Consider the following 13632-nt stretch of genomic DNA (forward strand, 5'->3'; position numbering starts at 1 on the left):
GCTTCTGACGACAAAGCGACAGTAATTGTCGAGGGCGCGACGTTGCCTGAATGGATGCTTGGGAGGTATTGCGGTCTGGGCATGCGGGGGCATGGCTTGAGAGGTGTAGCGCCTGTCAGATCGAGCGCCGCCCGCGCGGCGCTTCGCGAGCAACGCTCGCTCCTACGTTTGTTTCGGGCCAATTTTTCCTGTGGCATTGGCGCGCGGCCCCTTGGCGCCTGACACGATATCGAGTCGAACAAACAAGGCGGTCGCGCGCCTCTCTCACAGGCTTTACTGGCCCGAAACAAACGTAGGAGCGAGCGTTGCTCGCGATGCGCCGCGCGGGCGGCGCTCGATCTCACAGGCGCTGAATATGCTGTGGCGAACCCCCAATGGCCCCGAAGCAATCACCTGCCATGCCCCCACGACCTCAGGGTAGCTTCGCCCCCGGCGCCACGGCAGCCGGGCTAGCTGGCGCCGGAGCAGCAGCTGGCACGGTTTGCTCAACCGGCTTCTCCACCGGTTTTTCAACCATCGCGACCCGGTCCAGCTCGATACTCACCCGCCGATTGCGGGCCCGGTTAGCGGCATTGTTGTTCTTCGCCAATGGGTAACGCTCGCCATGGAAGCGCACGGTGATTTGCGCTTCGGGCACGCCATGGGCCTTGAAGTAGTCCGCCACGGCCATTGCCCTGCGGCGCGACAGGTCACGGTTGGTCAGACGGTTTCCACTGTTGTCGGAGTGCCCATCGAGCTGGATGTGGTTAACCGTCGGGTCGGCTTTCATGTAATCCAGCACAACGTCCAGCCGGGACCGAGCCGAATCGTCCAGATCGATGCCGCCCCCCGGGAAGCCCACCTGCGTCTGCCTCACCTGGTCATAATTCATCGGCAGCAACTTGCTGGCACAGGCCTGGTAGTCACTGTAGGCCTTGGCGAAACTCACCGGCAGTACTCGCACCTCCATGGCCCGCCCTGCCTCACCGTTGTAGTTGCGCACCACCGTGCTGCGGCCATCGAGCAAACCATTGATCAGTCGGCCGGCCTGCCCCTGGGACGAGCTGAACAGCACGCCGCTACGCGCCATCCGCACCACACCCAGGTTGATATCACCACGCCCCGGCTGCCAAGGCGCCGCCGCGGCCAGCAACGTCGCAGACCCAGCCCCCAGCGCGTTACTGTACGAACGCAGCTGGAATACCGGCAGCTCACCGGCCCGGCGCACGAACTCGCCACTGCCAAAACCGTCGATCGGCTGGATCAGGCGGCACTGGAACTGGTCGCCCTCGACTTGCCAGGCAATGTTCTCCATGCGCGTCTGGAAAGTCAGTGCACCGGCCGGCAGGCTGGCGAACAGGGTCAACAGGGCTAGGTAACGCTGGCGCACGGGCGGCTCCACAAATTCTGACGGCTTACCTGCAGGGTATCGGACGCCACCTGAAAAACTTGATAGCCGTGCTCGGCCCAGGGTTTTCCGGTAGCATTGGGCCTTGAGTTCGACCCGCCTGGAATCCCCAATGTCCGATCGCCTGACCCTCCTGCGTCCCGACGACTGGCACATCCATCTGCGCGATGGTGCCGTCCTGCCCCATACCGTTGGCGATGTGGCGCGTACCTTCGCCCGTGCCATTATCATGCCCAACCTCGTACCGCCGGTGCGCAATGCTGTCGAAGCTGGCGCCTACCGTGAGCGCATCCTTGCCGCGCGCCCGGCCGGCAGCCGCTTCGAACCGCTGATGGTGCTTTACCTCACCGACCGCACCAGCCCCGAGGACATCCGCGCGGCCAAGGCCAGCGGTATCGTGTACGCCGCCAAGCTGTACCCGGCCGGCGCCACGACAAACTCCGATTCAGGCGTGACCAGCATCGACAACATCTTCCCCGCTATCGAAGCGCTGGCCGAGGTTGGTATGCCGCTGCTGGTGCACGGTGAAGTGACCCGCAACGAGATCGACGTGTTCGATCGCGAGAAGCGCTTCATCGACGAGCACATGCGCCGTGTGGTCGAACGCTTCCCGACGCTCAAAGTGGTGTTCGAACACATCACCACCAGCGATGCCGCGCAGTTCGTCACCGAGGCCTCGGCCAACGTCGGTGCCACCATTACCGCCCAGCACCTGCTGTACAACCGCAACCACATGCTGGTTGGCGGCATCCGCCCGCACTTCTACTGCCTGCCGATCCTCAAGCGCAACACCCACCAGGTGGCGCTGCTGGATGCTGCCACCAGTGGCAGCCCGAAATTCTTCCTCGGCACCGACTCGGCCCCTCACGCCCGTCACGCCAAGGAAGCGGCCTGCGGTTGCGCCGGTTGCTACACCGCGTACGCGGCCATCGAGATGTACGCCGAAGCGTTCGAGCAGCGTAACGCGCTGGACAAACTCGAAGGCTTCGCCAGCTTGCACGGCCCGGCCTTCTATGGCCTGCCGGCGAACACCGACACCATCACCCTGGTCCGCGAAGAGTGGACTGCCCCTGAAAGCCTGCCGTTTGGCGAGCAGACCGTGGTACCGCTGCGTGCCGGCGAGACGCTGCGCTGGCGCCTGCTGGAGGAAAACGCGTGAGCGAAGACCTCTACGAAGACGATCAGGACGGCCAGGCCGGCAGCGGCTCGCGCCACCCGATGGCTGAGCGCTTCCGTGGCTACCTGCCAGTGGTGGTGGATGTCGAGACCGGCGGTTTCAACAGCGCCACCGATGCCTTGCTGGAAATTGCCGCCGTCACCATCGGCATGGACGAGAAAGGCTTCCTGTTCCCCGAACACACCTACTTCCACCGGGTAGAGCCGTTCGAGGGGGCTAATATCGAGGCTGCCGCACTGGAGTTCACCGGCATCAAGCTGGACCACCCGCTGCGCATGGCAGTGAGTGAAGAAAGCGCACTGACCGATATCTTCCGCGGCGTGCGCAAAGCGCTCAAGGCCAACGGCTGCAAGCGCGCAATCCTGGTCGGCCACAACAGCAGCTTCGACCTGGGCTTCCTCAATGCCGCGGTCAACCGCAACGACCTCAAGCGCAACCCCTTCCACCCGTTCTCCAGCTTCGACACCGCCACCCTGGCGGGCTTGGCGTATGGCCAGACCGTGCTGGCGCGGGCCTGCCAGAGTGCCGACATCGACTTTGACGGGCGTGAGGCGCATTCGGCGCGTTACGACACCGAGAAGACGGCCGAGCTGTTCTGCGGCATCGTCAACCGCTGGAAGGAAATGGGCGGCTGGCGCGATTTCAACGACTGAGTTGAATGCCTCATCGCCGGCAAGCCGGCTCCCACAGGATTACCACAGGCTTGAATATTGTGGGGTACCTGCGGGAGCTGGCTTGCCAGCGATGAGAGCAGAACAGACACTGGAAGACTCAAATTCCAGGCATAAAAAAACCGGCCACCAGGGCCGGTTTTTTTATGCGCTTGGCAATTACAGCTTGCCAGCGTTCTCGCTCAGGTATGCAGCAACGCCTTCTGGCGAAGCGTTCATGCCTTTGTCGCCTTTCTTCCAGTTGGCAGGGCAGACTTCGCCGTGCTCTTCGTGGAATTGCAGGGCGTCAACCAGACGCAGCAGCTCGTCCATGTTACGACCCAGTGGCAGGTCGTTGATGATCTGCGAACGGACAACACCGTTGGTGTCGATCAGGAAGGCACCACGGAAGGCCACGCCACCTTCGGACTCGACGTCGTAGGCTTTGCAGATTTCGTGGGTCATGTCGGCAGCCAGGGTGTACTTCACCTGGCCGATGCCGCCGTTGTTGACCGGGGTGTTACGCCAGGCGTTGTGGGTGTAGTGCGAGTCGATCGAAACGCCGATCACTTCAACGTTGCGAGCCTGGAAGTCTGGGATGCGGTTGTCCAGGGCGATCAGCTCGGACGGGCAGACGAAGGTGAAGTCCAGCGGGTAGAAGAACACCAGGCCGTACTTGCCCTTGATGGCCGAGGCCAGGTTGAAGCTGTCGACGATTTCGCCAGTGCCCAGTACAGCGGGAACGGTGAAGTCGGGGGCTTGTTTACCAACGAGTACGCTCATTGTTATCTCCTGATGAGGGTGAAAAACCGTTTGCCGGGCCAGACGGGCTTGCCCGACATCCAACAAAGGCCGACCATCATACACGGCTTCTCATGACAGACCGAATCCAACCGCCGGTCGCTCAAGCCCCCCCCTCTCAGAAAGACTTTTGACAAGCATTCTCATTACCATTAAGCTCCAGACCATCTCAACCAGCGATGGTCCGACTTTATGTATGTGTGTCTTTGTGTCGGCGTGACCGACGGACAGATCCGCGATGCGATCTATGACGGATGCTGCAGCTACAAGGAAGTTCGAGCCGCGACCAACGTCGCCAGCCAATGCGGTAAATGTGCCTGCCTTGCCAAGCAAGTGGTCCGCGAGACCTTGACCGATCTTCAGGTCAGCCAGGCTGCCCTGCCCTATCCGGTAGAATTTACCGCCGCTTGAAACCCCCTATTTTGAAGAACCGGACCTAGCGTCCGGTTTTTTTATGCCCGCAATTCAATAACTTAGCACTCCAACGCGCTTCACAAACATTCTTATTCCTATTCATTTTCACTTATTATTCAATAACTTAGGTTTGACAGCCCTAAGTATCAGGCTCAAACTTCTCTGTATTGGCACACTTCTACAGGGCAGGAACCCGTCATGAAAGGCGACGTAAGCGTCATCCAGCATCTCAACAAGATCCTCGGAAACGAGCTGGTCGCGATCAACCAGTACTTCCTGCACGCACGCATGTACGAAGATTGGGGCCTGAACAAACTCGGCAAGCACGAGTACAAGGAATCCATCGACGAGATGAAGCACGCTGACAAACTGATCAAGCGTATTCTCTTCCTCGAAGGCATCCCGAACGTCCAGGACCTGGGCAAGCTGCTGATCGGCGAGCACACCAAAGAAATGCTCGAGTGCGACCTGAAGATCGAACAGAAAGGCCTGATCGACCTGAAAGCCGCCATCGCTCACTGTGAAACCGTTGGCGACTTCGGTTCGCGTGAAATGCTCGAAGACATCCTCGAGTCCGAGGAAGAGCACATCGATTGGCTGGAAACCCAGCTGAGCCTGATCGACAAGATCAGCATCGAGAACTACCTGCAGTCGCAGATGGGCGAAGAGTAAAATCCGGCCCATAAAAAAACCCGCCATGAGCGGGTTTTTTTATGGGCGTTCGAGGATCAGGCTTCAGAAGCCTTCGCCTTGGCAGCAGCATCCTTGATCAGGGTTTGCAGCTCACCGTTTTCAAACATTTCCAGCATGATGTCGCTACCGCCGACCAGCTCGCCTGCTACCCACAGTTGCGGGAAGGTTGGCCAGTTGGCGTACTTGGGCAGGTTGGCGCGGATTTCCGGGTTCTGCAGGATGTCGACGTAGGCGAACTTCTCGCCACAACCCATCACAGCTTGCGATGCCTTGGCCGAGAACCCGCACTGCGGGGCATTCGGCGAGCCTTTCATGTAAAGCAGAATGGTGTTGTTGGCAATCTGCTCTTTGATCGTTTCGATGATATCCATGGAACACCTCGTCTGAACTTTCCGACTCGATGGTCGGCACGGTGACGCATTGTATCGGAAAGCCGAGCGGTATGCTCGGCCTTGCCGTTGCTCAGGCGGCCTCGACGTGCACAGGCACGCCATTGAGGGCGGCATTGCCCAACACCTGATCGCGCAAGCGCTCATCGGTGAGGTCATTGGCACTGACCCCGGGTTGCCCCTGGGCGACCTGCAGGTGCACGCCCTGGCGCCCATGGCCGTAGCCGTGTGGCAGGCTGACCACGCCCGGCATCATGTCGGTACACGCCTGCACTTCAACCTCAAGGGTGCCGGTACGCGAACGTATGCGCACGCGCTGGCCATCCTGCAGTTGCCGTTGCAGCAGGTCATCAGGGTGCATTAACAGCTGGTGGCGCGGCTTGCCTTTGACCAGCCGGTGGAAGTTGTGCATCCACGAGTTGTTGCTGCGCATGTGGCGGCGGCCAATCAACAACAACGCCCCAGCGGCCAACGGTGCCTGTCGGGCAACCCTGGTCAAGTCGTCGAGCAGCACCTGAGGGGCCGCCTCGATGGCCTTGCTGGCGGTGCGCAGGCGCGCTTGCAGATTGGCGCCTAGCGGCCCCAGATCGAGCCCATGGGGGTGTCGATCCAGTGTTTCGATCGAGAGCTTCCAGGCCGATTCATCACCATAGCGCCCCTTGCGCAAAGCCCAATCGATCATCTGCGCCGGGGGCAGGGTCGGCTTGAGCTCCAATGCCGCACGCTCGGCAAAGGCCTTGGCCAGGCCGACAAAGATCTCCCAATCGTGCAACGCGCCTTCTGGCTTGGCGAGGATCGCGCGGTTGAAGCGTGTCACGTTGCGTACCGCCAGCAAGTTGAAGGTGCTGTCGTAGTGGTCGTTCTCCAGCGCCGACGTGGAAGGGAGGATCAAATCGGCATGGCGGGTGCTCTCGTTGATGTAAAGGTCGATGCTGAGCATGAACTCGAGCCCCTCCAGCGCCTCGTCCAGCTGTCGACCATTGGGCGTGGACAGCACCGGGTTGCCCGCCACGGTCACCAGCGCCCGCACCTGGCCGTCACCGGGCGTGAGCATTTCTTCGGCGAGTGCAGCCACCGGCAGCTCGCCGGCGTACTCCGGCAGCCCCGAAACCCGGCTTTGCCAGGCATTGAAATGCCCACCCGAGGTACTCGCCACCACGTCGACTGCAGGCTCGGTACACAGGGCGCCGCCCACGCGATCCAGGTTGCCGGTGACCAGGTTGATCAGTTGCACCAGCCAGTGGCACACGGTGCCGAAGGCCTGGGTCGATACGCCCATGCGGCCATAGCAGACGGCCTTGTCGGCAGCCGCAAAATCACGCGCCAGCTGGCGAATATCGGTAGCGGCAATCCCGCACAGCGGGCTCATGGCTTCAGCGGTCAGCGGGGCAATTGCGTTGCGCACCTGATCAACACCCTTGACCGGCACGTGAGACGCGCGGGTCAGGCCTTCGTCGAACAGGGTATTGAGCAGGCCACTGAGCAATGCTGCATCGCCGCCGGGGCGGATGAACACGTGGCGGTCAGCCATGGCCGCGGTTTCGCTGCGCCGCGGATCCACTACCACCAGTTGACCGCCCCGGGCACGCAGGGCCTTCAGGCGCTTCTCCACATCTGGCACGGTCATGATGCTGCCATTGGATGCCAACGGGTTGCCGCCCAGAATCAACATGAAGTCGGTGTGGTCGATGTCCGGGATCGGCAACAACAGACCGTGCCCGTACATCAGGTGGCTGGCCAGGTGTTGGGGCAACTGATCCACCGAGGTGGCCGAGAATCGGTTGCGGGTCTTCAACAGGCCGAGGAAATAGTTGCTGTGGGTCATCAGCCCGTAGTTGTGCACGCTGGGGTTTCCTTGATACACCGCCACCGCGTTGCGACCATGCGCCTGCTGAATGGCCCACAGCTTGTCGGCCGCCAGGGCGAAGGCCTCGTCCCAGCCGATCGCCTGCCAGCGTTCGCCAACCCGACGGTGCGGCTGACGGAGGCGGTCGGGGTCGTTCTGGATGTCTTGCAAGGCCACCGCCTTGGGGCAGATATGGCCACGGCTGAACGGGTCATCGGGGTCGCCCTTGATCGAGCTGATCAGCGCCCGGCCATCGTCTTCATGGCTGACTTCGATGTTCAGCCCGCAAATGGCTTCGCACAGGTGACAGGCACGGTGATGCAGGGTCTTGGTCATGGCCGCCTCTGCGTTGTCATGGGTCCGATCACGACTATGCGCCCGGCCTACGGCCCTCGCCAGCGCACTTTGCGCTGTGAATTCCCCGACATCAGGCAAACGATTCGCGACACGTATTTGCCAAATTGCGGGCAAGCCGTGTACAACCTCTGTAGCAAATAAAAAACAGCGCACGCTCAAGGGGTAACGACACCCTTTGCAACAGAGCTGCTGTTTCCCCTCTTGGTTTCAGGCGACATTTAATTATAGTATTGCGCCTTTCCCTATTTCGTCCGCCCCGTGCGGCTTACGCCGCAGGTCACTCCCGTTGTCAAAAAAAACCATACGGTCGACCTGCATACCGTTGCAGATAAGGTAGTCAAACATGAGCGCTAGGCACTTTCTCTCCCTGCTGGACTTCACCACCGACGAATTGCTCGGGGTGATCCGCCGCGGCATCGAGCTGAAGGACCTGCGCAAGCGAAGCGTACTGTTCGAGCCGCTGAAAAACCGCGTGCTGGGCATGATCTTCGAAAAGTCCTCGACCCGGACCCGCGTGTCGTTCGAGGCAGGCATGATCCAGCTCGGCGGCCAGGCCATCTTCCTGTCACCTCGCGACACCCAGCTGGGCCGTGGCGAGCCAATCAGCGACAGCGCCATCGTGCTGTCGAGCATGGTCGACGTGGTGATGATCCGCACCCACGCCCACAGCACCCTCACCGAGTTCGCCGCCAACTCGCGCGTACCGGTGATCAACGGCCTGTCCGATGAGTCGCACCCGTGCCAACTGCTGGCCGACATGCAGACATTCGTCGAACACCGTGGCTCGATCCAGGGCAAGACCGTGGCGTGGATCGGCGATGGCTTCAACATGTGCAACTCTTATATCGAAGCCGCCCAGCAGTTCGATTTCCAGCTGCGCATCGCCTGCCCAGAAGGCTACGACCCGGACCCACGCTTCATGGCGCTGGGCGGTGATCGCGTGCAGATCATCCGCGACCCGAAGGAAGCCGTGCGCGGCGCCCACCTGGTGACCACCGATGTCTGGACTTCCATGGGCCAGGAGGAGGAAACTGCACGCCGCCTGGCGCATTTCGCGCCTTACCAGGTCACCCGCGAACTGCTCGACCTGGCGGCACCCGACGCCCTGTTCATGCACTGCCTGCCCGCCCACCGTGGTGAGGAAATCAGCCATGACCTGCTCGACGACCCTCGTTCGGTCGCCTGGGACCAGGCTGAAAACCGCCTGCATGCACAGAAGGCCCTTCTCGAATTCCTTGTAGAACCGGCTTACCACCACGCATGAGTCAACCCCTACTGCTCAACCTGCGCAACCTCGCCTGCGGCTACGGCGACCAGCGCATCGTCCAGAACCTCAACCTGCACCTGAACGCAGGCGACATTGGTTGCCTGCTGGGTTCATCCGGTTGCGGCAAGACCACCACCCTGCGCGCCATCGCCGGTTTCGAGCCTATCCATGAAGGCGAGATCCAACTGGCGGGCGAGGTCATTTCCCGTGCCGGCTTCACCCTGGCTCCGGAAAAACGCCGCATCGGCATGGTGTTTCAGGACTACGCCCTGTTCCCGCACCTGACAGTGGCCCAGAACATCGCCTTCGGCATCGCCAAGCACCCGCGCCAGGGTGAGGTGGTCGAAGAGATGCTCGAACTGGTAACGCTGGGCGGCTTGGGCGGTCGCTATCCGCACGAGCTGTCCGGTGGGCAGCAGCAACGGGTCGCCCTGGCCCGCGCGTTGGCGCCAGAGCCTCAGTTACTGCTGCTCGACGAGCCGTTCTCCAACCTCGACGTGGAACTGCGCCGCCGCTTGAGCCATGAGGTGCGCGACATCCTCAAGAGCCGGGGTACCAGCGCCATTCTGGTGACCCACGACCAGGAGGAAGCGTTTGCCGTCAGCGACCAGGTGGGTGTGTTCAAGGAAGGTCGCCTGGAGCAGTGGGATACGCCTTACAACCTCTACCACGAGCCGCAGACGCCGTTCGTGGCCAGCTTCATTGGCCAGGGCTACTTCATCCGCGGCCAGATGAGCAGCCACGAGGCGGTCAATACCGAACTTGGCGAATTGCGCGGTAACCGCGCCTACATCATGGCGCCAGGCAGCTCGGTGGATGTGCTGCTGCGCCCTGACGATATCGTGTATGCGCCAGACAGCCTGCTGCGCGCCAGTATCGTGGGCAAGAGCTTCCTGGGGGCTTCGACCCTGTATCGCCTGCAACTGCCAACCGGCAGCCAACTGGAGGCGATTTTCCCAAGCCATATCGATCATCAGGTCGGTGAGGGTGTAGGGATTGCCGTGGCGGCCGATCACCTGGTGCTGTTCCCAGTGCCGGGCAGTGTCGCGGCGCAGTTGCCACGGCAGGAAAATGGCGTTCGCCGCTACAGCTCGGCGACCTGACCGAAAACTGGGGCCGCGTTAGCGGCCCATCGCCGGCAAGCCGGCTCCCACAGGTACAGTGCTAACCCTGAAAGTGGTACCGTTCCAGCAACTGTCTTGTGGTGCTTGTCTGGCCTCATCGCTGGCAAGCCAGCTCCCACAGGTGCGGCGCTAGACTTGGAGGCTACACAGTTCGGGTGGGAGCTGGCTTGCCGGCGATGGGCTGCGCAGCGGCCCCTGCGATTTCAACCCCTGCCAATACCGGCAAACGTGCCCTGGGTATGCTCAGCCAGCACCGCCGCCGCCAACTCCACCTCCAGCCCACGCCGCCCGGCGCTGACATGGATGGTTGCAAAGTTCTGCGCCGAGTCATCAATAAAGGTGCGCAAGCGCTTCTTCTGGCCTAACGGGCTGATGCCACCGACCAGATACCCCGTAGCCCGCTGGGCCGCCGCCGGGTCGGCCATCTCGCACTTCTTCACACCCGCCGCATGGGCCAGTGCCTTGAGGTCCAAGGTGCCCACCACCGGCACCACGGCCACCAGCAACTCACCTTTCTCACTGCTCGCCAGCAAGGTCTTGAACACTTGCTGCGGATCAAGCCCGAGCTTTTCCGCTGCCTCCAAACCATAGGAGGCCGATTTAGGATCGTGCTCATAACTGTGCACACGATGCTCGGCGCGGGCTTTTTTCAACAGGTCTAGGGCGGGGGTCATGCGCAGGCTCCGGTCAGGGACAAGTCGGCGGCTACTTTAGGACATATCCCACATCCCAGCCAGTTCGGAGGCTACGCACCTGTCTAGCGTGCGGTTTCGCGACCCCACACTACGTCCAAAACGTGACTGACCGTTCACTTTCGACCTTTGACATAAGCGTTTCTTGTCTATATTTTTTCGTTTCTGAAGAAATGGTGCACATTTAAGGTGCATTTCCTGTATCTGCCTGGGGTCAATGGGGATCGACTCCGGGCTTTGCTGTCGAGCGCCACGCGCCTCACAACAAAAAAAACGAGGTCATACATGACGACTGCTCTACGCGAATCCACCTTGTCCAGCCAATGCCTGGCCGAATTTCTTGGCACCGCCCTGCTCATCTTTTTCGGCACCGGTTGCGTCGCCGCGCTCAAAGTCGCGGGTGCCAGCTTCGGCCTGTGGGAAATCAGCATTATCTGGGGCGTCGGCGTGAGCATGGCGATCTACTTCACCGCTGGTGTTTCCGGCGCGCACCTGAACCCGGCCGTGAGTATCGCCCTCACCCTGTTCGCCGGCTTCGACAAGCGCAAACTGCCGTTCTACATGCTGGCCCAGGTATGCGGCGCCTTCTGCGGCGCAGCGTTGGTCTACACCTTGTACAGCAACCTGTTCTTCGATTTCGAACAAGCCCACGCCATGCTACGAGGCAGCAGCGAAAGCCTGGAGCTGGCGTCGGTGTTCTCCACCTATCCGCACCCCTCGTTGTCTACTGGCCAGGCGTTCCTGGTGGAAGTGGTCATCACCGCCATCCTCATGGCCGTGATCATGGCCCTGACCGACGACAACAATGGCCTGCCACGTGGCGCTGTGGCGCCGCTGCTCATCGGCCTGCTGATTGCCGTGATCGGCAGCGCCATGGGGCCGCTGACCGGCTTTGCGATGAACCCAGCCCGCGATTTCGGGCCAAAATTGATGACTTTCCTGGCCGGTTGGGGCGAAATCGCCTTCACTGGCGGACGGGACATTCCTTATTTCCTGGTACCGGTGTTCGCACCGATCCTTGGCGCATGCCTGGGCGCCGCAGCGTATCGCGGCCTGATCGCCCGCAACCTGCCAGTCGCGCCAACCGCAAGCGCTGAGACAAACGACAATCGCCAGGGCGATACTCAAGTCAACTGATGTGGCCTCACGCCCAAGCCCTGACTTCCCATTTTTGCAAGGCCTACGACCATGACAGACACCCTGGATAAGCACTACATCATCGCCCTGGACCAGGGCACCACCAGTTCGCGGGCCATCATTTTCGACCGCGACGCCAATGTGGTCGGCACCTCCCAGCGTGAATTCGCCCAGCATTATCCGCAGGCGGGTTGGGTCGAACACGACCCGATGGAAATTTTCGCCACCCAGAGCGCCACCTTGGTCGAGGCCCTCGCCCAGGCGGGCATCAGCCACGCCCAGGTCGCTGCGCTGGGCATCACCAACCAGCGTGAAACCACGGTGGTGTGGGACAAGGAAACCGGCCGCCCGGTTTACAACGCCATCGTCTGGCAGTGCCGCCGCAGCACCGAAATCTGCGCGCAGCTCAAGCGTGATGGCCATGAAGACTACATCCGCGAGTCCACCGGCCTGGTCACCGACCCGTACTTCTCCGGCACCAAGCTCAAGTGGATCCTCGACAATGTCGAAGGCGCCCGTGAACGCGCCGAACGTGGCGAGCTGCTGTTCGGTACCGTCGACTCTTGGTTGATCTGGAAATTCTCCGGCGGCAAGGTGCACGTCACCGACTACACCAACGCGTCGCGCACGCTGATGTTCAATATTCACACTCTGGAATGGGACGAAAAACTGCTGGAAATCCTCGGCATCCCACGCCAGATGCTGCCCGAGGTTCGCCCCTCCTCCGAAGTCTACGGCCACACCAAGAGCGGCATTGCCATCGCCGGTATCGCTGGCGACCAGCAGTCTGCGCTGTTCGGCCAGATGTGCGTCGAGCCCGGCCAGGCCAAGAACACTTACGGCACCGGCTGCTTCCTGCTGATGAACACCGGCGACAAGGCCGTCAACTCGTCCCACGGCCTGCTCACTACCATTGCCTGCGGCCCGCGAGGTGAAGTGGCCTATGCACTGGAAGGCGCGGTGTTCAATGGTGGCTCTACCGTGCAGTGGCTGCGTGACGAGCTGAAGATCGTCAACGACGCACTCGATACCGAGTACTTCGCCAGCAAGGTCAAGGACAGCAACGGCGTGTACCTGGTGCCCGCCTTCACTGGCCTGGGCGCCCCCTATTGGGACCCTTATGCCCGTGGCGCCCTGTTCGGTCTGACGCGGGGGGTGAAGGTCGACCACATCATTCGTGCAGCGCTGGAATCGATCGCCTACCAGACCCGTGACGTGCTGGACGCCATGCAACAGGATTGCGGCTATCGCCTGTCCGAATTGCGCGTGGATGGCGGTGCGGTGGCCAACAACTTCCTCATGCAGTTCCAGGCCGACATCCTCGGCACCTGCGTGGAGCGCCCGAAAATGCGCGAGACCACAGCCCTCGGCGCCGCCTACCTGGCAGGCCTGGCCTGTGGTTTCTGGAGCAGCCTGGACGAGTTGCGCGACAAGGCGATCATCGAGCGCGAGTTCAGCCCGCAGCTGGACGAGACGCAGAAAGAGAAGCTTTACGCCGGGTGGCTGAAGGCCGTCGACCGTACCCGCGACTGGGAAGATCACGAAGCCTGATCCGGGGTCAGGGGCCGCTGCGCAGCCCATCGCCGGCAAGCCGGCTCCCACGGTCACAGCTCCTTTTTATGCAGCAGAGCTGATCGGTGTGGGAGCCGGCTTGCCGGCGATGGGCTGCGTAGCGGCCCGATACTCCACTGGCCGTCA

Annotated in this window: 13 protein-coding genes; 8 read left to right on the forward strand and 5 right to left on the reverse strand. The window is 61.6% G+C overall.

From position 1 onward, the window contains the following. Positions 1-412: 412 nt before the first annotated feature. On the reverse strand, positions 413-1369 hold the full coding sequence (locus HU764_RS20250; protein ID WP_186702564.1) for an OmpA family protein: 957 nt from the start codon (positions 1367-1369) through the stop codon (positions 413-415). Between the two features lie 130 nt (positions 1370-1499). Between HU764_RS20250 and pyrC the strand changes: the two genes are divergently transcribed. Together pyrC and rnt are read left to right on the forward strand one after the other, a co-directional pair. Continuing rightward, positions 1500-2546, forward strand: coding sequence for a dihydroorotase (gene pyrC, locus HU764_RS20255; RefSeq protein WP_186702563.1), 1047 nt, complete (start codon positions 1500-1502; stop codon positions 2544-2546). A 59-nt stretch (positions 2547-2605) separates the two neighbouring features. Beyond that, positions 2606-3217, forward strand: a complete 612-nt coding sequence (gene rnt, locus HU764_RS20260) for a ribonuclease T (protein ID WP_371097688.1) — start codon at positions 2606-2608, stop codon at positions 3215-3217. A 177-nt stretch (positions 3218-3394) separates the two neighbouring features. Here the strand turns inward: rnt and HU764_RS20265 are convergent, their stop codons facing one another. Further along, positions 3395-3997: a peroxiredoxin gene (locus tag HU764_RS20265; protein WP_186702562.1), complete on the reverse strand. Its 603-nt coding sequence runs from the start codon at positions 3995-3997 to the stop codon at positions 3395-3397. Between the two features lie 210 nt (positions 3998-4207). On the opposite strand from HU764_RS20265, the gene HU764_RS20270 reads away from it, so the two are divergent. Next, entirely contained in the window at positions 4208-4426 is a 219-nt protein-coding gene (locus HU764_RS20270) for a bacterioferritin-associated ferredoxin (RefSeq protein WP_099455144.1), read from the forward strand. 201 nt (positions 4427-4627) lie between these two features. Further along, positions 4628-5101 (forward strand): bacterioferritin, encoded by a 474-nt coding sequence (bfr, locus tag HU764_RS20275; RefSeq protein WP_027594191.1) that lies wholly within the window; start codon positions 4628-4630, stop codon positions 5099-5101. Positions 5102-5157: 56 nt separating this feature from the next. Here the strand turns inward: bfr and grxD are convergent, their stop codons facing one another. Together grxD and HU764_RS20285 are read right to left on the reverse strand one after the other, a co-directional pair. Then, entirely contained in the window at positions 5158-5493 is a 336-nt protein-coding gene (gene grxD / locus HU764_RS20280) for a Grx4 family monothiol glutaredoxin (RefSeq protein ID WP_012313029.1), read from the reverse strand. Between the two features lie 91 nt (positions 5494-5584). Beyond that, entirely contained in the window at positions 5585-7693 is a 2109-nt protein-coding gene (locus HU764_RS20285; protein WP_186702561.1) for a molybdopterin-dependent oxidoreductase, read from the reverse strand. Between the two features lie 364 nt (positions 7694-8057). On the opposite strand from HU764_RS20285, the gene argF reads away from it, so the two are divergent. Together argF and HU764_RS20295 are read left to right on the forward strand one after the other, a co-directional pair. Continuing rightward, a complete protein-coding gene (gene argF / locus HU764_RS20290; RefSeq protein WP_085273557.1) occupies positions 8058-8978 on the forward strand; it encodes an ornithine carbamoyltransferase in 921 nt (306 codons plus the stop codon). Then, positions 8975-10084, forward strand: coding sequence for an ABC transporter ATP-binding protein (locus HU764_RS20295; protein ID WP_186702560.1), 1110 nt, complete (start codon positions 8975-8977; stop codon positions 10082-10084). Before argF ends, HU764_RS20295 begins: the two co-directional genes overlap by 4 nt. Before the next feature lie 224 nt (positions 10085-10308). Here the strand turns inward: HU764_RS20295 and ybaK are convergent, their stop codons facing one another. Continuing rightward, entirely contained in the window at positions 10309-10779 is a 471-nt protein-coding gene (gene ybaK / locus HU764_RS20300; RefSeq protein ID WP_054899441.1) for a Cys-tRNA(Pro) deacylase, read from the reverse strand. 303 nt (positions 10780-11082) lie between these two features. Between ybaK and HU764_RS20305 the strand changes: the two genes are divergently transcribed. Both HU764_RS20305 and glpK read left to right on the forward strand, forming a co-directional pair. Further along, positions 11083-11934, forward strand: coding sequence for an MIP/aquaporin family protein (locus tag HU764_RS20305; RefSeq protein WP_186702559.1), 852 nt, complete (start codon positions 11083-11085; stop codon positions 11932-11934). 51 nt (positions 11935-11985) lie between these two features. After that, positions 11986-13485 (forward strand): glycerol kinase GlpK, encoded by a 1500-nt coding sequence (glpK, locus tag HU764_RS20310; RefSeq protein WP_186702558.1) that lies wholly within the window; start codon positions 11986-11988, stop codon positions 13483-13485. Positions 13486-13632 lie beyond the last annotated feature (147 nt).

Origin of the sequence: Pseudomonas kermanshahensis, assembly GCF_014269205.2 — a bacterium.
Taxonomy (GTDB): domain Bacteria; phylum Pseudomonadota; class Gammaproteobacteria; order Pseudomonadales; family Pseudomonadaceae; genus Aquipseudomonas; species Aquipseudomonas kermanshahensis.

Bases quoted from the DNA above. Each gene is read 5' to 3' on its own strand.
- HU764_RS20265 (WP_186702562.1), bottom strand. From the start codon at position 3,997: ATGAGCGTACTCGTTGGTAAACAAGCCCCCGACTTCACCGTTCCCGCT.
- ybaK (WP_054899441.1), bottom strand. From the start codon at position 10,779: ATGACCCCCGCCCTAGACCTGTTGAAAAAAGCCCGCGCCGAGCATCGT.
- pyrC (WP_186702563.1), top strand. From the start codon at position 1,500: ATGTCCGATCGCCTGACCCTCCTGCGTCCCGACGACTGGCACATCCAT.
- grxD (WP_012313029.1), bottom strand. From the start codon at position 5,493: ATGGATATCATCGAAACGATCAAAGAGCAGATTGCCAACAACACCATT.
- rnt (WP_371097688.1), top strand. From the start codon at position 2,606: ATGGCTGAGCGCTTCCGTGGCTACCTGCCAGTGGTGGTGGATGTCGAG.
- HU764_RS20295 (WP_186702560.1), top strand. From the start codon at position 8,975: ATGAGTCAACCCCTACTGCTCAACCTGCGCAACCTCGCCTGCGGCTAC.
- bfr (WP_027594191.1), top strand. From the start codon at position 4,628: ATGAAAGGCGACGTAAGCGTCATCCAGCATCTCAACAAGATCCTCGGA.
- HU764_RS20305 (WP_186702559.1), top strand. From the start codon at position 11,083: ATGACGACTGCTCTACGCGAATCCACCTTGTCCAGCCAATGCCTGGCC.
- HU764_RS20285 (WP_186702561.1), bottom strand. From the start codon at position 7,693: ATGACCAAGACCCTGCATCACCGTGCCTGTCACCTGTGCGAAGCCATT.
- glpK (WP_186702558.1), top strand. From the start codon at position 11,986: ATGACAGACACCCTGGATAAGCACTACATCATCGCCCTGGACCAGGGC.
- argF (WP_085273557.1), top strand. From the start codon at position 8,058: ATGAGCGCTAGGCACTTTCTCTCCCTGCTGGACTTCACCACCGACGAA.
- HU764_RS20270 (WP_099455144.1), top strand. From the start codon at position 4,208: ATGTATGTGTGTCTTTGTGTCGGCGTGACCGACGGACAGATCCGCGAT.